Annotated in this window: 15 protein-coding genes and 2 pseudogenes; 10 read left to right on the top strand and 7 right to left on the bottom strand. The window is 40.0% G+C overall.

What is annotated here, in order from left to right:
- The 4 genes and pseudogenes from BM213_RS08320 to BM213_RS14965 all read left to right on the top strand — a co-directional run.
- Positions 1 to 285: transposase (locus BM213_RS08320; RefSeq protein WP_208601893.1), on the top strand; the 285-nt coding region annotated here is incomplete at its 5' end.
- A gap of 424 nt (positions 286 to 709) precedes the next feature.
- Entirely contained in the window at positions 710 to 1,486 is a 777-nt protein-coding gene (locus BM213_RS08325; protein ID WP_091702940.1) for a TerC family protein, read from the top strand.
- Between the two features lie 337 nt (positions 1,487 to 1,823).
- Complete coding sequence (locus BM213_RS08330) at positions 1,824 to 2,387, top strand: helix-turn-helix domain-containing protein (protein WP_091702943.1); 564 nt, start codon at positions 1,824 to 1,826, stop codon at positions 2,385 to 2,387.
- A pseudogene (locus tag BM213_RS14965) lies at positions 2,380 to 2,883 on the top strand (IS630 family transposase). Before BM213_RS08330 ends, BM213_RS14965 begins: the two are co-directional and overlap by 8 nt.
- Before the next feature lie 100 nt (positions 2,884 to 2,983).
- Here BM213_RS14965 and BM213_RS08345 read toward each other — a convergent pair.
- The 4 genes from BM213_RS08345 to BM213_RS14975 are packed head-to-tail and all read right to left on the bottom strand — an operon-like array spanning position 2,984 to position 4,237.
- Positions 2,984 to 3,298 carry a DMT family transporter gene (locus tag BM213_RS08345; RefSeq protein ID WP_091702949.1) on the bottom strand — a complete coding sequence of 105 codons (315 nt, stop codon included), beginning with the start codon at positions 3,296 to 3,298 and terminating at the stop codon, positions 2,984 to 2,986.
- On the bottom strand, positions 3,298 to 3,630 hold the full coding sequence (locus BM213_RS08350; protein ID WP_091702951.1) for a DMT family transporter: 333 nt from the start codon (positions 3,628 to 3,630) through the stop codon (positions 3,298 to 3,300). Before BM213_RS08350 ends, BM213_RS08345 begins: the two co-directional genes overlap by 1 nt.
- A gap of 55 nt (positions 3,631 to 3,685) precedes the next feature.
- Positions 3,686 to 3,973, bottom strand: a complete 288-nt coding sequence (locus BM213_RS14970; RefSeq protein WP_244149226.1) for a hypothetical protein — start codon at positions 3,971 to 3,973, stop codon at positions 3,686 to 3,688.
- A gap of 39 nt (positions 3,974 to 4,012) precedes the next feature.
- The gene (locus tag BM213_RS14975; RefSeq protein WP_244149227.1) at positions 4,013 to 4,237 is read right to left on the bottom strand and encodes a TetR/AcrR family transcriptional regulator; all 225 of its coding nucleotides are present in this window, start codon (positions 4,235 to 4,237) and stop codon (positions 4,013 to 4,015) included.
- A gap of 500 nt (positions 4,238 to 4,737) precedes the next feature.
- On the opposite strand from BM213_RS14975, the gene BM213_RS08360 reads away from it, so the two are divergent.
- The 3 genes and pseudogenes from BM213_RS08360 to BM213_RS08365 all read left to right on the top strand — a co-directional run.
- Positions 4,738 to 5,952 (top strand): MDR family MFS transporter, encoded by a 1,215-nt coding sequence (locus tag BM213_RS08360; RefSeq protein WP_091702954.1) that lies wholly within the window; start codon positions 4,738 to 4,740, stop codon positions 5,950 to 5,952.
- A gap of 36 nt (positions 5,953 to 5,988) precedes the next feature.
- Positions 5,989 to 6,132 (top strand): hypothetical protein, encoded by a 144-nt coding sequence (locus BM213_RS14680; protein WP_167357391.1) that lies wholly within the window; start codon positions 5,989 to 5,991, stop codon positions 6,130 to 6,132.
- Between the two features lie 179 nt (positions 6,133 to 6,311).
- A pseudogene (locus tag BM213_RS08365) lies at positions 6,312 to 6,671 on the top strand (DUF6444 domain-containing protein); the annotation flags it as partial.
- Between the two features lie 200 nt (positions 6,672 to 6,871).
- On the opposite strand, the gene BM213_RS08370 reads toward BM213_RS08365, so the two are convergent.
- Positions 6,872 to 7,456 carry a hypothetical protein gene (locus BM213_RS08370; RefSeq protein ID WP_091702956.1) on the bottom strand — a complete coding sequence of 195 codons (585 nt, stop codon included), beginning with the start codon at positions 7,454 to 7,456 and terminating at the stop codon, positions 6,872 to 6,874.
- Positions 7,457 to 7,690: 234 nt separating this feature from the next.
- Here BM213_RS08370 and BM213_RS08375 point away from each other — a divergent pair, with 234 nt between their 5' ends.
- Both BM213_RS08375 and BM213_RS08380 read left to right on the top strand, forming a co-directional pair.
- Entirely contained in the window at positions 7,691 to 8,764 is a 1,074-nt protein-coding gene (locus BM213_RS08375) for a nitric oxide synthase oxygenase (protein ID WP_091702959.1), read from the top strand.
- A 105-nt stretch (positions 8,765 to 8,869) separates the two neighbouring features.
- Positions 8,870 to 10,351, top strand: a complete 1,482-nt coding sequence (locus BM213_RS08380) for a methyl-accepting chemotaxis protein (protein WP_091702962.1) — start codon at positions 8,870 to 8,872, stop codon at positions 10,349 to 10,351.
- Between the two features lie 165 nt (positions 10,352 to 10,516).
- Here BM213_RS08380 and BM213_RS08385 read toward each other — a convergent pair whose 3' ends face one another.
- Entirely contained in the window at positions 10,517 to 10,963 is a 447-nt protein-coding gene (locus BM213_RS08385; RefSeq protein WP_091702964.1) for a C40 family peptidase, read from the bottom strand.
- A gap of 225 nt (positions 10,964 to 11,188) precedes the next feature.
- Between BM213_RS08385 and BM213_RS08390 the strand changes: the two genes are divergently transcribed.
- Positions 11,189 to 11,878 (top strand): TerC family protein, encoded by a 690-nt coding sequence (locus BM213_RS08390; RefSeq protein ID WP_004888842.1) that lies wholly within the window; start codon positions 11,189 to 11,191, stop codon positions 11,876 to 11,878.
- Positions 11,879 to 12,006: 128 nt separating this feature from the next.
- Here BM213_RS08390 and cdr read toward each other — a convergent pair whose 3' ends face one another.
- Complete coding sequence (gene cdr / locus BM213_RS08395) at positions 12,007 to 14,442, bottom strand: CoA-disulfide reductase (RefSeq protein WP_091702967.1); 2,436 nt, start codon at positions 14,440 to 14,442, stop codon at positions 12,007 to 12,009.
- Positions 14,443 to 14,549 lie beyond the last annotated feature (107 nt).

Below are 14,549 nucleotides of genomic sequence, written 5' to 3' on the forward strand. Positions count from 1 at the left end.
ACAGGCAAAATAGTGATGATTTTAGATAACGCTCGAATTCACCATGCCAAACTCATTCAGCCATTTTTAAAAGAACACGAAGATCGGTTAGAGCTCGTCTTTTTGCCACCATACAGTCCGCAATTGAACTTGATTGAAGGGCTATGGAAATGGCTGAAATCAGACGTGATTTACAACGTGTTCTATTCGAGTGTGCAAGAAATTAGAAAGAATGTCCAAGCCTTTATTCAGCGAATCAACCAGAAACCAGAACAAACGATCGATCGTTTGTGTGTTCAGTTGTAAATCTTTAATTCAACTTATATAGGTTATTTTATGATTAAATTGGACAGTTGAATAGTTCTCCTAAAGGGGAGTAGCTTTTACAACAAAGTCGTCATTTCGGAGTTTTGCCGCTCCCGGCTTTGTTGGCAACGTTAACGTTGTTAGCAAGACCTTTACCCGTTGGTAAAGGTCTTTATTTGTATGTAAAACCTTTACCATACATGGTAAAGGTTTTTTATTTGATAATCTGGGAGGTAAGTGTATGAAAAAAAGACAGCATTTACTCGTTGTAAAAAGGATGATTTATTTGCTTGAGTGTATAAAAAGGATAAAATTCATAATGGTTGGTAAAAATGAATGTTGGCTCTCCTAAAGGAAAATACGGTCTTATTTAGAAAATGAAACATCAAACTACAGTAAAATACTAAAGGAGGATTCAGGTTACATGGAACTTTCAATTTTATTAGAATACAGCTGGGTATTACTACTTCTAATTGCACTTGAAGGGATTTTGGCAGCTGATAATGCACTTGTTTTAGCTATTATGGTCAAGCATCTTCCGGAAGAACAAAGAAAGAAAGCGTTGTTTTATGGGCTTGCAGGTGCATTCGTTTTCCGTTTTGCTTCACTATTTGTGATTTCATTCCTTGTCAATGTATGGCAGATTCAGGCGATAGGTGCTCTTTATCTTTTATTCATCGCAATCAATCATATTTTTAGAAAAGTTGCTGTAAATAAAGAAAAAGAAAAAAATAAAGAAATACAGGAAAAGAAACAATCCGGATTTTGGGGAACTGTTTTCAAAGTAGAATTGGCCGATATCGCATTTGCAGTCGACTCCATTCTTGCAGCAGTAGCATTAGCAGTTACGCTTCCGGATACAAATCTTCCGCAAATCGGCGGACTGGATGGAGGTAAGTTTCTCGTTATCTTTGCTGGAGGATTAATAGGCTTAATTATTATGCGCTTTGCTGCTCATTTCTTTGTAAAATTGCTTCATTCGAAACCTGGTTTGGAAATCGCTGCGTTTCTCATTGTTGGCTGGGTTGGGGTAAAGCTATCTGTTTATACGTTATCACACCCTCAGCTGGCAATATTACCTGAAGGGTTTGCAAAATCACCTGAATGGAAAATAACATTCTATGCTGTACTCGTTCTGATCGCATTAGGTGGCTGGTTTTTATCAAAGGAGAAAAAAGAACTGCCTTCCGCAGAAGAATAATCCAATGGAAATGGGTAGTTTCAAAGATTTTCCCTTTTAGAAACATAGCTTGAGCCGCCCTTTATTTGGACGGCTCGGGCTTTAATAATCTAGAAAGAGAACATTTATTTGAAATCGTTCAATGAATTGGTTCAAAGGTGTGTACAAAGAAAAGTTCGAGAATATTACTGAATGATAAGAACAAGATTTGAAATTTATCGGCGCAGGAAAAAGCAATTTTAAGATTCAGTCAACAAATATATATACATGCACCTTAAAACCATGACTTCTGTATGAACACCTTTTTTCATGGCTATACTGCTCCTAAATATTTCTATACAAAAGGAGCGGAATTGGCATGAAACGTTTGAAAATTACAAATGACCACGGCTGGACGCCTCGAACCCTTCGGAAACAAGAACGGAAAATCAAAGATGCTTCCCTTCGTGTTCGGGTGACCGCTGTTCGTCTTGTCATGGAAGGTCACCTCGGTAAAGATGTGGCCAAAATGGTCAATCTGTGCCGTCAATCCGTTGCCATCTACGTTGCACGGTTTAATCAAGGTGGGCTCGATCATCTACTCGATCGTCGGTTGCCGCCTGGTCGTGTGCCGTTTCTTACGGAAGAACAACAACAAGAAATTAGACAACTCGTGTTAACTACTACACCTGTGGATGCTGGCTGGGGCATCGCTTCGTCATGGAACACGCGCATTTTACAATCTTACATTCAACAAACCTATGGTGTTTCCATGTCACGGGAAGGGATTCGCAAGTTGTTGCATCGTTTGCGTTTGTCATGGACACGCCCGACGTATAAGCTCGTCAAAGGAGACGCTAAGCGTCAAGCTGCTTTTCAAAGAGAACTTGAATTTATAAAAAAAACTAATTACCGAGAATGTTACCATGTTTTATGTGGATGAGACACATGTTCGTGCCTATCAAGCGCTGCGTACGACATGGGCAGAAGTAGGGAATCAAAGACAAGTGCCAAGCTACGGACACCATGACCATGTGTCCATTTTTGGTGCAGTTGGCGTTCAACAAGGCGATGTGGTGTTTCATCGTGCATCATCCGCCAATGCCGAAACGTTCCTTGACTTTTTGCGCCGATTGAAAGAGAAATATGCCGATTGATTCATCGTGCTTGTGTTAGACAATGCGCGTATTCATCATGCCAAGATGGTACAAGCCTTTCTTGATGGCGAGGAAGGCGATGCTTTTCATTTCATCTTTTTGCCACCGTATTCTCCACAGTTAAATCCGATTGAACGGCTGTGGAAGTGGTTGAAAGATGAAGTGATTGTCAACGTTTTTCACAAGGATCAAAATGACATTGCCCAATTCATTACTTGCTTTGAACAGTACGTCTTACAACATCCAGATGAGGTGTTACACCGCATGGGGTGTGCTGTGTGAATCAGAGGTTAAAATGCCAATTTGGATGTATATATTTAGGTTTATTCTGTATACTTTATACGTGAAGTATATTGTATAAACATAAACAGCTTTTAGAATACTATGATGATAGTTTTAGACCCACAATCGCCGTTATAATGAGGGCTATAAATAATATTCTTTTCCAATCCTTTGCATCACCATAAACAAACATCCCCACTAGTGTTCCTCCAACAGTACCGATCCCTGTCCAAACTGCATAGGCTATTCCCATTGGCAATGTGCTTAACGCTATACTTAATAGACTAAAGCTTACTAGAAAACCAAGGATTAATACCATATATGATTGGATTTTATTGTGCTTTGCAACTAGGTTAATACCTATCACGCCAACCACTTCAAATATTCCTGCTAAAATTAACGTAACCCAAGCCATTATGCTACATCCTTTTCTTCATTTGTAACGAGCTTCAAGCCTAAAATACCAATTATAAGTAAAACAAGAAACAGTATCTTCATCCAACTAAACTCTTCCCCAAATACAAGTATATCTACAATTGCTGTTCCAGCTGTACCCATCCCTGTAAAAACTGCATAGGCTGTCGCAACAGGTAGCGTTTGTGTTGAGAGGATGATTAAATAGAAAGATAAACCGATTAATACTGCTGTGGCAGCCCATTCAAACCAACTGACTGAATACTTCAAACCAATTACCCATAAAACCTCGACTATTCCTGCTAAAACAACATAAAGCCAACTTTTACTCATGTTTATTGTCCTCCGATTTCATTTCTTTTGCTGTAAGACCACACCAAAATAGGTACTATGAGGCATGAAAACGCTTTTTTAGACGATGGGCATCTCCGTATAACATTTCAACAAATAAACTATCTAAAACAGCTAAAAAAGCTGCCGTCGCCATCTCTTCGTCTATCATTGAAGAAATTTCGCCTGCCTCTTTTGCCTTATTGAATATCGGAATAAATAACTCTTCTAGTTTATCTAAATAGCTATACAGCTCACTCATCACTTGCTCACGTAAATGAACTGGTGGCAAAAAGGCATTCCCTAGCATGAATTTCGTTGAATCATACTTTGCATAGCGTTCCATCGATTGCTCCAAAAAATTGTATAAAATATTCTTTATTGGCTAACCTTTAGTCAGAACTAAATCTTCCATCACCATGCTGATTTCAAATTTACAAGCGTCCTCAAAGATTTGAAGGAATAAATCATCCTTCCCCGCAAAGTACGTATAAATAGACTGTTTTTTAATACCGACATCCTTCGCAATATGTGCCAGCGAAGCACCCTCATAGCCATGCAATGCAAAATGATGCAATGAAACTTCCTTCAGTTGATCTAATGTTGTCATTACCTCCAACCACCTTCCCGAACGTTCGTAAGGTAAAATTAACACATACTATATTCGAAGTCCAATCCCCTACCCTTACTCCGTTACCAAAATTTTTTATGTAGATGTATAGTGATTCCTAAACCCATTTTCCTCATCTTCTACAAACTTTTCGTTCTGCAAGTCATATGAAGATGTTTCATCATGGAAGCCAAAATAAACAGGTAAAACAAACTGTTTTCCTCCTGTTACTTTTCAACGTACGACACTCAGCATATGTGGAGTGTGTTGCGAAATTAGAACGCGGTTTGTAAAAGGTCAATCGTTCTATTAGAGAAATATTGATAACAAAAAAAGTAAAGGACATCCCTTTCCTTTTTCATTTGTGAGATCGCCCTTCTATATAGTACAGTAATGATGATGTTTTCCGCTTCACTACAATGTTATTAAAATATTTTTGATTTATTGTGAATTATAATATAATTTTACATAAAGTTCATTTTCAGGATAGAAGGGGAATTATGGAGAATATAAAAAAACTACATCCGATCAGCGTAACAATTATTATCGGAACATTATTTGCAAGAATGGCGATGTTTATGACCATTCCGTTTTTAGCCATTTATTTAACGAGCGTAAAAGGAGTCAGCGCTTCGTTGGCAGGGGCAATTATTGGGATTAGTTCGATTGTAGGACTGTTTGGTGGTTTTTTTGGCGGGTATGTTTCCGATCGATACGGGCGAGAGAAAGTGATGAAAATTTCTCTTTTGATGTGGACGTTCGTGTTTATTGGTTTTGCGACAGCGGAGAGCGTTTGGACGTTTTTTCTATTAAATGCGTTAAACGGCTTATGTCGTTCGTTTTTTGAACCTTCGTCGCGAGCGTTGTTGTCGCAAGTGACAAAACAAGAAAATAAATTGCTTGTGTTTAACTTGCGATATGCAGCAATTAATGTAGGGGCGGCGATTGGTCCGTTAGTAGGGTTGAAAATCGGCAGTTCGTCATCAACAGACGCTTTTTTTATTACCGCTTTTGTTTATTTTCTTTACTTCATTTTGCTCGTCGCTCTTTTTTCAAACGATACGATTGACCAAAACGATAGCGATACATCCGAACATGTAACACTTCGCAATGCTGTCAACGTATTAAGGAACGATCGTGTGTTTTTATTTGCTGTAATCGGGATGATTCTCGGTGTCACAGGGTATTCGCAGTTTAATTCAACCATTCCGCAATATTTGTCGCAATATCAGGATGGTGTACAGCTCTTTTCTTATTTAATCGTCTTTAATGCCATTACTGTACTCATTATACAGTATCCTGTTTCAAGAATCGGCAAGCGGTATTCCGCGCTCACGTCGATTATGTTCGGCATTGTTGCGGTGTCATTCGGACTTTTCGGATTTGGTTTATTTACTGCTGTGCCGATGTTATTTCTTTCTATGTTTATTTTAACAGTAGGAGAGGTGATGATGTTTTCAATGGTCGACATATTTATTGACCAAATTGCACCTCAACAGATGAAAGGATTATATTTTGGTTCTATCGGTTTTACGGCCATAGGTAACGCCATTGGTCCTTGGATTGGAGGATTGATGCTTGAACATCTCGGTTATGGAAATCACATCATTATTTTTAGCTTATTAGCTCTATGTACATCAGTCGGTTTCCCCGTCTTCTTATATGTTGGTCGGTTAATGAAGGCGACAAAACGACATATGGAGTATAGTTTGTAACCGTTTATTACTTTTGTATACGAGGGGGAATGGAGAATGAAAAAATTGCTGGCGATCTTTAGTTTACTGATCGCGGCTCTGCTCGCTGGGATGTTTTTTACCAAAAAAACGATTTTAAGAAAAAGATCGATTCCTCTTTATATATACGAGAAGGTGTTACAGACGTTGAAAAAGCGGTGAGCAAGGCTGTTAAAGAACATGGAAAGTCTTATCGACAGGGAGAATATATTGCCGAAGGACACATCATTCTCGACACAGAACAAAGAGGGTAACTATTCAGTCGCATCATAAAGTGAGCTGAATATTTTTTGCTTTCCCTGTCTATGATGTGAATATTGATAGACAAGGAGGTGAATCGCATCTTGACGGTACGACAAGCTGTATTTACAGTTGAGAGCCTAATCGGCAAAGTCCAACAACAAAAACAGCTCATTCATCAACTCATTCAAGAAAATGAACATTTGCGTCAAGAAAACAAACAGCTACGCAAAGAAAATGAACAACTCAAGCATCGCGTTCAAGAGCTGGAAGCACGCACGAAAAAAAACAGCTCCAATAGCCATTTGCCCCCATCTTCTGACCGTTTTGAGAAAAAGCGTTCCTCCCGCGAGCCGTCTGGCGAAAAGCCTGGCGGGCAAGAAGGACATCAAGGAACGCCGCTCCGTCAAGTGTTTGATCTGCCTCCCGTGTCGATTGAAGTGACACAACATGAGCGTGAATTTACCTTTCAAAAATAATTAGGACAACGTCGTAATTATTTTTAAAAGGCCACCAAGCGATAGCGCGGTAGCTGCGAAAAAAATCTATAAATTTTTTGTGTCTACTTTATTGACCTAATATCATTTTATGTCGTTATCGTTCGAAAGGGGGACGAATATATGTTAGGACATATCGAATAAACGAGGGGAGGTTCCCTCGTTTATTTTGTTAAAATGAAACGAATGCTAGAAATGGCTGCCTCATGTTCAAGAGAGCGATGCGAAAGAAGAGTCAATAGTTGCTCATGGGTGTCGATTTTACTTTCTAGCTTTTTGACGATTTCATTTGTCTCAAGTACAGCTTGTTGGATAAGCATGAAGTCTGGCTTTGTTGCCATATTATCTTTGACTTCTTGCAGTTCCTGCCTTGTTGCCATATTATTTTTGATTTCTTGCAGTTCCTGCCTTGTTGCCATATTATTTTTGATTTCTTGCAGTTCCTGCCTTGTTGCCATATTATTTTTGACTTCTTGTAGTTCCTGCTTTGTTGCCATATTATTTTTGACTTCTTGTAGTTCCTGCTTTGTTGCCATATTATTTTTGACTTCTTGTAGTTCCTGCTTTGTTGCCATATGATCTTTGACTTTCTCAAGTTCTGCTTTGATTTCTTGCAGTTCCTGCTTTGTTGCCATATGATCTTTGACTTTCTCAAGTTCTGCTTTGATTTCTGCAAGTTCTTGCTTCGTTACCATATTTGTTTCCATTTTTTCAAGCTTGTCCAAAATTTGTAGCAACGTACGCTCCATATTTATATCCCTCCTTTCGTTTGGAAAAGTAGAAAGGGAAACAGCTATGTGGCATGTCGGGTGTTAAGAAGAGGTTTTGTTTGTGTGGTAGTGTAGGTGAAGACCGTTCCCCGATATCTATTATAAATCATAAAGACAGGGATCGGAATAAGAAAATATGCACTCTTTATTTTCATTTTCTCTATATATGATGTATTGTAGTAAGGAGATACGATGATGGGGTGACGAGCACATATGTTATGGAAAGAGGCGGAACAATTTATCACTTTATGTTATACAGAGTTAGGAAAAAACGATGATGAAATACATGAGCGGTTGCAACAAGTGAAACGAGAAATTGAACAAACCGGTACGTATAAACATACGTATGAAGAGCTTGAGCATGGGGCGCGCATGGCATGGCGCAACAGCAATCGGTGCATCGGGCGCCTGTTTTGGCAAACGCTTCATGTGTTTGATGCACGCACCATTGAACGGGAAGAAGATATAGCAGAGCGGCTATTTGACCATATCATGTTTGCGACAAATGGTGGGAAAATTCGGCCGACAATTACTATTTTTCGTCCTGAGCGTGTGCGTATTTGGAATCATCAGCTTATTCGCTATGCCGGATACGAGACAGAGCATGGGATCATCGGTGATTCATCGTCCATTTCATTCACGAAAGCGTGTGAACAGCTAGGATGGAGAGGGGATCGAACGCACTTTGATATTTTACCTCTCGTTATTCAAGTTGATGGCCGACCGCCGAAGTTATTCCCTATTCCAAAAGAGATTGTGCTTGAAGTGCCGATTGAGCATCCGACGCTTTCGTGGTTTCATGATCTACAGTTGAAGTGGTATGCGGTACCGATTATTTCGGATATGTGTTTAGAAATCGGGGGCATACGCTATACAGCGGCGCCATTTAACGGTTGGTATATGGGAACGGAAATTGGTGCGCGCAATTTTGCTGACGATTATCGATACAACATGCTTCCGAAAATTGCATCGTGCATGGGGCTCGATATGTCGAGGAACAGCACATTATGGAAAGATCAAGCGCTTGTCGAGTTAAATATCGCTGTTTTATATTCATACAAAAAAGCAGGGGTGAGCATAGTCGATCATCATACAGCTGCCCAGCAGTTTAAGCGTTTTGAACAACAAGAACAAGAAGCAGGAAGAAAAGTAACGGGCAGTTGGACTTGGCTTATTCCACCACTATCCCCAGCGACGACGCACATTTTTCACCAATATTATGATAATACAATTGTAAAACCGAATTATTTTTACCAAGAACGTCCTTATGAAAGGCACCGTCATTGATGCGGTGTTTTTTATATGAATATATTCCTAATTTTCAGAATAATACTTACTATATTCTTATTTTTTTGATATAGTTATAGAAAAAAGAAGAAGGGGGAAGGTTGTGTGGATTTCATCGAGCAACTCAAAATGGAAGAACTGAGGAAGAAAAATTTTTTCTTGTTTCTTATTTACACGTTTAGTGCAGTAACAGGTGTAGTCGGGCTTATTTTGATTGGAGAGAGAGTAGAGAAGGCCGCCATCTATGGAGGAAGTTTGGGTCTGAATGTATGCGTTTATGTAGCTTTAAGAAAAATGAAAAAGTACGAGCTGATTTACCCATACTTTATTATTTTTATATTATTTTTGGCCACTTTAGTCAGTCTGTTTACGACTGGAGGGAGCTTAGGAACAATTGCCCTTGCTTTTTGTTTAGTTGTGTTGTCAGTTTTACATCTAAATCGTACACTGTTTATTACAGGCATTTTACTTGGGGGAATCATTTTAGTTATTAGTGTACTCGTTCCTTCCCCTTTTCAACAAGTGTTTCAAAAAACAGGACATACGGTGTTTATTGTTTATGTGATGATCGGTATCGCGCTTTCTGTGCTGCTATATCTAAGCCGCAAGCAGTTTCATCAACTTGTTGAACACGTTGGGCAGGCGCACGAGGAAAAAGAAAAACAAACAGCAAGAAGACATGAGCTCGAACAACAAGTAAAGCATATTATTGAAAACGTCGAACATATTCACCAAAAAGTACTTCAAAATGTGCAAGCGCAAGAAGAAATGAAAGAAGCGATTCGTCAAGCTGCGGTAGCGGGTCAGGCGCAAAGTGAACAAGTCATCGATATACACAATGAAGTAGCGGAAGCGAAAGCGATGGGTGAGCAAATTTATGAAACGTCTAAACAATTAAAGGAGCATTCCTCGCAATCGAGCGAGATGGCGCAAGCGGGCATACAAAAAATGCATTTGTTATTGATGCATACAGAAAAGTTTCGCGAAGTCATTCATGCCACAAGGGCAACATTAAATGCGTTAACGAGCAAAATTGCGAGTACAAATGAGTTAACAAAAAAAATTAATCAAATTACAAATCAGACGAACTTATTGGCATTAAATGCGACAATCGAGGCAGCACGCGCAGGGGAATATGGAAAAGGATTTGCGGTTGTCGCTGAAGAAATTCGCAAGCTAGCTGTGTTGACGGAGGAGACGACACAACAAATCGTTCACAATTTGTCAGAAGTGAATGAAAGCAATAATGAGTTGCTGGAGCGGATGGATGAAACGAGCGAACAACTGACAAAAAATGAGACGTTGACAAGTGAAGTCAACGCTTACTTCGAAAAGCTATATCAATCGCTAACTTACTTACAAGAGCAGCTATCACACTTTTTTATCATTAGCGAAAAGTTAGAGAAACAAGGAGAAAAAATGGACCGTTCCATCAGCGATTTTTCAGTTTTCATTCAACAATCAAGCGCTTCGCTTGAAGAGGTGAGTGCAACAGTAGAACATTTAAAAGATGCGAATGAACAAATGGCAGCGTATGTAACAGAAACAGCCCATCGTGCCGCGGCCATTCAACAACAAATGATATAAACAAAAAGCACCTCCATCATCCCCATGTTACATACATTATATATCGGAAAAATGCGGGGAAAATGAAAAAATCATGAAAAAAAGCAGGGAACATTCCCTGCTTTACTGTCGAGAGCAAGCACTCCGCGTCGAAAAGACGTTCGGCATGAAGTGCTCGCCTTCGCATTATAATCGTTTAGCGCCAACAAAACGTTGTTTCCAGTAAGATTGGTGAATCGAGTCTACTTTAACTCCTTTGTACGTAGCATGAATCATACGATTTTTTCCAATATAAATGGCAACGTGTGAGATTCCTTTATGTTTCGATGTTTTGAAAAATAGTAAGTCTCCCGGTGCTAATTGGTTCAGAGAAACAGGACGCCCTTTCGTATACATCGCGCTAGAAGAACGTGGAAGCGATACGCCTATTTTTTTATATGTATAGCTAACAAAACCAGAGCAGTCAAATCCTTTCGGTGTCGTTCCTCCTGTACGATACGGTGTGCCAATAACTTTATGTGCTTCAGCGATAAGCGTTTTAGCTGAGAAGGCAGCTTCTGTTTTGAAAGGGTTTGCAAAAAACGTGAAACATAGCAACATGAAGAGAGCGGTAGTGACTAGAACTTTTTTCATTGCTTGAACCTCCAAAAGACTTGTTCCATGGACGAGTACATTATAGCAAAAAAGATGTCGAAAAATTGTTACATAGCCATTAAATTATGTTACAAATACATTACAACGATCGGTTTTTGTAAAAATAGAGAGAGAATTTAACATATATGTCGGAATACAAAAGTTGAATGTAGACGAGCTTCGCGGTAAGATAGGGGAGAAGTACATTGAAAAAGGGGAACTGTAATGGGTGATTGGATCATTTCGTCAGAAGCGATTGTCGCTTTGTTAAAAATTATTGCGATCGATATTATTTTATCCGGGGATAACGCCATTGTGATTGCGATGGCTACACGTCGGTTGCCAGAAAAACAACGCAATCGAGCCATTTTATTTGGTACAGCTGGAGCGGTTATTTTACGCGTATTATTTGCCGCAGTCATTGTATTGTTATTACAAATTCCGTTCGTCCATCTTGCCGGGGGATTATTGTTGCTTTGGATTGCATATAAAGTGTTAATTAACGAGGAAGAGGAAGCAAATGTACAAGCGGCAGATCGGTTATGGAAAGCCGTTTGGACCATTATCGTTGCCGATGCTATCATGAGTTTAGATAACGTCGTTGCGATTGCTGGTGCATCTGGTGGGCATATTGGCATGATTGCTTTTGGTGTCGCGATCAGCATTCCGATTATGATTTTCGGATCAAAGGCCATTGTGTTGGCGATGGAAAAATATAAGTGGATTCCGTACGTTGGCTCAGGTATTTTAGCATGGACAGCAGGGGAAATGTTATTAAAGGATGAACAGTTACAAAAATGGATCGCTGTTTCACATGGTTCGCAATCGCTCGTATTTCTTATTGTTGTCACCGCATTGATTTTACTAGCGGGCTATGTGAAAAATAAAAAGATCGATAAGCGAAAAATAGCATAAAAAATTTCATGCATGCACGTATAAAATCAAAAATAACGGTCATAATGGATAATGCTAAGTGTATTCCCCCGATCCCCCTGTGAATATACTTGAAAGGGCTATCTCCGTAACGAGATAGCCCGATTTTTTTAAATAAACAAGTTTAATCCTGCTTCTTCAGCATCTCCTAAATATGTTGCGACGCCACCAATTTCGATTCCGTCAATTAATTCTTCCTTTTTAATGCCCATAATGTCCATTGACATTGAACAAGCGACGAGTTTAACACCTGCAGCCATCGCATTTTTCATTAACGTTTCAATATCGTCTACGTGTTTCTTTTCCATCACGTATTGAATCATTTTTGGTCCCATGCCTGCCATGTTCATTTTTGATAACGGGAGGTCATGAACACCTTTTGGCATCATCATACCGAACATTTTTTCAAGCATATCTTTTTGCACTGGAGGGGCATCTTTTTTTCGTAAAATATTTAGCCCCCAGAACGTAAAGAACATTGTCACTTTTTTCCCCATTGCAGCAGCGCCAGATGCGATAATAAACGAGGCGATTGCTTTATCTAAATCGCCGCTAAACACAACAAGCGTTGCGCCGTCTTTTTTCGTTTCTTTTTCAGGGGAAGCAGTTGTTTTTGTTCCTTTTTGAATGTATGCGACAAACATTTTATTTTCGAACGTCGTTTTTAACAGCGTATTGCCTGTTTTTTTGCACCATGATTGAATGTCGCGCGCAAAGCCTGGATCCGTCGCTTTCACTTCTAGCACATCGCCGTCTTTTAGCTGTTCCATCGCTTGATATACTTTCATAATCGGCCCAGGGCATTGGAGTCCACATGCATCTAATGTGGTTGTTGCTTGAACATGCATGACGTCACCACTCTCCAATGGTTTTTCTTCTTCCTTTTGCTGTTCGTGTTGTTCACCATAAACGGCTGCGTATGTTTTATACCCACCGTCTAAGTTTTTCACACGGAAGCCATGTTGAGACAATATGCGTGCGGCTAAGTAACCGCGTAATCCAACTTGACAATAAACGTAGATCGTTTCATCTTTAGGAAGCTCATGAAGTCGCTTGCGCAATTGTCCGAGTGGGATGTTGATCGAGTTTGGGATAAAGCCCATATCGCGTTCGACTTCTTCACGCACATCCACAAAACACGCCCCGTTTTTGATTAATTCATTCACCTCATGCCATTGAATTGTTTCGACCATATTTTCAATGATATTCGTTGCTACATATCCTGCCATATTGACCGGGTCTTTGGCAGATGAATATGGCGGTGCGTAAGCTAATTCTAAATCTGGTAAATCAAATACAGTCATTCCACCTTTAATCGCTGTGGCCATGACGTCAATTCGTTTATCGACACCGTCGTAACCAACTGCTTGAGCACCGAAAATGCGCCCTGTTTTTCGATCAAATAACAATTTTAATGCAATCGGAAACGCTCCTGGATAGTAGCTTGCATGTGAATTTGGATGGATGTGCAACGCTTCGTATTGTATGCCAAGACGCTGTAACGTTTTTTCGTTGTTTCCTGTCGCTGCAACCGTCATATCGAATACTTTGGCGATTGCTGTGCCGAGCGTTCCGTTGTAGCGTACGTTTCGACCGTTAATATGGTCGGCAACGATTCGTCCTTGTCGATTCGCTGGCCAAGCGAGCGGAATGTGGGTCGGTTGACCGTTAATGTAGTCGATCACTTCAATGGCATCACCGATAGCATAGATTGAAGGGTCGGATGTTTGTAAGCATTCATTCACTTGGATGCCGCCACGTTCGCCAATAGCTAAACCCGCTTGTTTTGCTAGCTCGTTTTCTGGTTTTACACCGATAGCTAAGACGACCATATCCGCTTCAAGTGTTGTTCCGCTTTGTAGGCGAACGATTTTTCCTTGTTGTTCAAATGCTGCCACCCCATCTTCTAAAATGAGGCGTACCCCTTTATCTTTTATATGTTGATGAAGAATGGCTGCCATTTCGTAGTCGACGGGCGCCATAATTTGTTTCGCCATTTCAACAAGCGTCACGTCTATGCCACGTTCCCATAAATTTTCAACCATTTCTACCCCGATAAACCCGCCGCCGATGACAACAGCTTTTTTCGGTTTCTTTTCATCGACATGCGCTTTGATTCGGTCGGTATCTGGAATGTTGCGCAATGTAAATACGTTGCTTGCTTCTTCAATGCCCGGAATATTTGGCTTGATTGGGCTTGCCCCCGGTGATAAAACAAGATAGTCGTAGCTTTCTTCGTACGTTTCTCCAGTTGGTAAATGTTTTACAGTTACCGTTTTCTGTTCACGGTTAATCGCGATCACTTCGCTTTGAATGCGAATGTCGAGATTAAATTTTTCCGACATGCTTTCAACTGTTTGGACAAGTAGCGCATCGCGTTCTGCAATGGCTCCACCGATGTAATACGGAAGACCACAGTTTGCAAATGAAATATATTCTCCACGTTCAAACATAATGATTTCTGCCTGTTCATCTAAACGACGTAAGCGAGCAGCTGTTGTTGCGCCACCAGCTACACCACCGACAATTACGATTTTTTTGCTCATATTGATCAGCCTCCTTACATTGTGAATTGTATCACAATAAAAATTATAGATAAAGGGGTATATGTATTTGTTTGTGACAAATATGTGAAAGTTTTCACGTTACAACA

The organism is Anoxybacillus pushchinoensis (assembly GCF_900111795.1).
Lineage (GTDB): Bacteria > Bacillota > Bacilli > Bacillales > Anoxybacillaceae > Anoxybacillus > Anoxybacillus pushchinoensis.